The organism is Bartonella sp. AP57NXGY (assembly GCF_042195805.1).
Taxonomy (GTDB): domain Bacteria; phylum Pseudomonadota; class Alphaproteobacteria; order Rhizobiales; family Rhizobiaceae; genus Bartonella.
Map to the genome: position 1 here is coordinate 1 of NZ_JBHIOZ010000182.1, position 2,441 is coordinate 2,441.

Sequence of the window (2,441 nt, forward strand, 5' to 3'; positions counted from 1 at the left end):
TGCTTATAAGGGAGCGAAGCGTTTTGATATATCATGGGAATTTTTAGTAATAGGAGCGGTGTTTGTTGCATTGCTGGCGCTGTCCTTGGTTTTGCTTATGAGGGTGCGGGGTAAATGGATATCGCGTGGGGTATTTTTATTGAAGTTTCTGGTGTTGGGTGGCGTTGTTGGAGCTGTTGTTGGGTTGGCGCATGTGGGAGTAAAGCATATGGGGGTTCGCTGGTTTGTGATCTCGAACAATGGGGTGTTTCTGGGCACTATTGGATTCGTTCCTTTGTTTGTTTTGGAGGGGGTACGGTGTGTGCGTGTACTGTTGGGGGGCTTAAAAAAATGAGCATTTTTCTTTCCCATGGGCGTGATCTTTGATGTTCTTTCTGTGAGGGGTATTTGATGTCGAACGATGTGATGTTTTGGCAGTGGTTGGGGTTTTTCTGCTTTTTTGCTCTTGCCTTGATTTTTATTTATAAGGGAGCAAAGCGTCGCTCTGTTACAGGGTGGATGTTTTGGAGATGGGTGGTGCTTTATGGCGCCCTTGCCACCTACCTTGGTTTTATTTATGTGGGCGTGGGCAGGCGCGCTGTTGACGGGGAGCTGCTCTTGAAGGGGGCGGTGTTTTCTTGCATTTTTGCAACTGTCCTTGGTTTGGTGCATCTGGGCGTCAAGAGTATGCCTGTGGCGGGGCAAGTGTTCTTAAAGGCGGTCATGTTTTGTTGCATGATGGGCTTTATCCTGTGGTTCGCTGCTGTGGGCGTCAGGGATATGGATAGCATAAGGGCGGTATTCTTAAAGGTTTTGCTCTTGTCTTTATTGTTGAAAGTGCTCTTGGGGTTCTTTATACGCGAGCAAGGTGATACGGTGCTACAGAGGTCGTTGCGTGCTTTGAATTTTGTGCTGTTTTGCTGCATTTTGGCACCAATTCTTTTTTTTACTCGTCTGGGAGCAGAGAATCTAGGGTTGAGCTGGCTTTGGTTCTCGGATGAGAGGGTGTTGCCCTTTATTGTTGGATTTTTTTCTCCTTTGATTTATCAGGGTATAAGGCGTGCGCGTGTTTTAGGGGCTTGGTTCTTAAAGTAGGGTGTGTTTTTTTGTCTTATGGGTGTGATCTTTAATGGGCTTGCTGTGAGGGGTATTTGATGTCGAACGATTTGTTTTTTTTTGCTGTTGTTGGTGTTTTCCTACCTTTTTATTGTTGTCGTTATTGGTACTTATAGGCTTTCCAAGCGCTTCGATATTCCGTGGTGGCGGGCGGCGTTTTATTGTATTTTTGGTGTTTCCCTCTTTTTGAAGGAAGTGCTGTTTTAAGGCATTTTAGGAGTCGTCCTTTTTTTAGCTCTTTTGGGGATGGAGAGTATGGACATACCATGGGGACTCCTGTCCTTGATGGGGATCGTGTTTGCTGCACTGTTGGAGTGGTTCTTGATTTTGCATATGAGGGGGCGGCGAGATGGGGTGGTGACGCGTTGTTTGTGGTTATTGAAGGGGGGGGTGTTTTGCGCCGTTGTTGGAGCGATCTTTTTTTGTTTCCGTCTGGGAGCAGAGAATCTAGGGTTGAGTTGGCTTTGGTTTGCGAAGGATTGGGTGTTTTTCATCATTTGTGGATTGATCCTTCCTGTTGTTTCTGTGGGAGCAAGGCGTGCGTGTGTGAAGGCGGAGACGTTTTTAAAGAGAGTGGGGTTTATGGGGTATTACAGATAACGTCGAGGGAATGATTGTTCAAAAGAACAGCGATAGCGGTAGGTTTGGGGATCAAACCAAAGCCCTATTTTGCCTTCAAAATCACCAGAACGTTGTTTGGCAATATTCATAATAACGCCAGGGCGTTTGGCTAAATCTGCTTTTTCTTGTGCTAGAGAGGCGGCAAAGATTTTATCTTCCAACGACCGATTGCGCCAAATGGTGATAATGTTAAAGGCATTGGCACCAATTTCTGAGGCGCCTTTAATGTCTTCTGTGCTGGGGATATCTTTATCCAGACCGCCTTTTCGGGCATGGGCTACAAGGTGAATATGTACATTGTTTAAAACAGCCCAATCAACCATTTTATAAACGGCTTGTTCTTGTCTTGCATAATCATCAGAGGCAATGCCAAGCCGCATCAAACTGTCGATGATAAATTGATCGCAGCCATAGCGCGCACGACAATAGTCAAAGACATCAAGCAAGGTGTCAACGCTTGATTTGCCAACATGCTCATAAAGAATAAGCCCATCGTCTAAAAAATGAAGAATCCGTTCAATCGTTTCTTTTGTAGGCTGTTCTAAGCCGCCCGTTTGTTTGGTTAAACGGCGGAGCGATTGTTCTCCTTTCATTTCTAGAGACGCTAAGCAAAGGCGACTCTTTTGTGCAATCCAATGGGGAATACAGTCTGATAATAATTGGCTTTTACCTGCACCACTCGCACCGCTCCAGAGCGTTAATTCTGCTGGGCGGAAATGCAATTT

3 protein-coding genes and 2 pseudogenes are annotated in these 2,441 nt (G+C 45.7%); 4 read left to right on the forward strand and 1 reads right to left on the reverse strand.

The genetic code is table 11. The features are described 5' to 3' along the window. The 4 genes and pseudogenes from ACFIL8_RS09195 to ACFIL8_RS09210 form a co-directional block, all read left to right on the forward strand. Positions 1–334, forward strand: a pseudogene (locus ACFIL8_RS09195) (hypothetical protein); the annotation flags it as partial. A gap of 56 nt (positions 335–390) precedes the next feature. Then, complete coding sequence (locus ACFIL8_RS09200) at positions 391–1,074, forward strand: hypothetical protein (RefSeq protein ID WP_375689525.1); 684 nt, start codon at positions 391–393, stop codon at positions 1,072–1,074. A 93-nt stretch (positions 1,075–1,167) separates the two neighbouring features. Then, the gene (locus ACFIL8_RS09205) at positions 1,168–1,302 is read left to right on the forward strand and encodes a hypothetical protein (RefSeq protein ID WP_375689527.1); all 135 of its coding nucleotides are present in this window, start codon (positions 1,168–1,170) and stop codon (positions 1,300–1,302) included. A 48-nt stretch (positions 1,303–1,350) separates the two neighbouring features. Beyond that, the gene (locus ACFIL8_RS09210) at positions 1,351–1,695 is read left to right on the forward strand and encodes a hypothetical protein (protein WP_375689529.1); all 345 of its coding nucleotides are present in this window, start codon (positions 1,351–1,353) and stop codon (positions 1,693–1,695) included. Here the strand turns inward: ACFIL8_RS09210 and ACFIL8_RS09215 are convergent. Further along, a pseudogene (locus ACFIL8_RS09215) lies at positions 1,689–2,441 on the reverse strand (AAA family ATPase); the annotation flags it as partial. The gene ACFIL8_RS09210 and the pseudogene ACFIL8_RS09215 sit on opposite strands and share 7 nt — an antisense overlap.

Bases quoted from the DNA above. Each gene is read 5' to 3' on its own strand.
- ACFIL8_RS09200 (WP_375689525.1), top strand. From the start codon at position 391: ATGTCGAACGATGTGATGTTTTGGCAGTGGTTGGGGTTTTTCTGCTTT.
- ACFIL8_RS09210 (WP_375689529.1), top strand. From the start codon at position 1,351: ATGGACATACCATGGGGACTCCTGTCCTTGATGGGGATCGTGTTTGCT.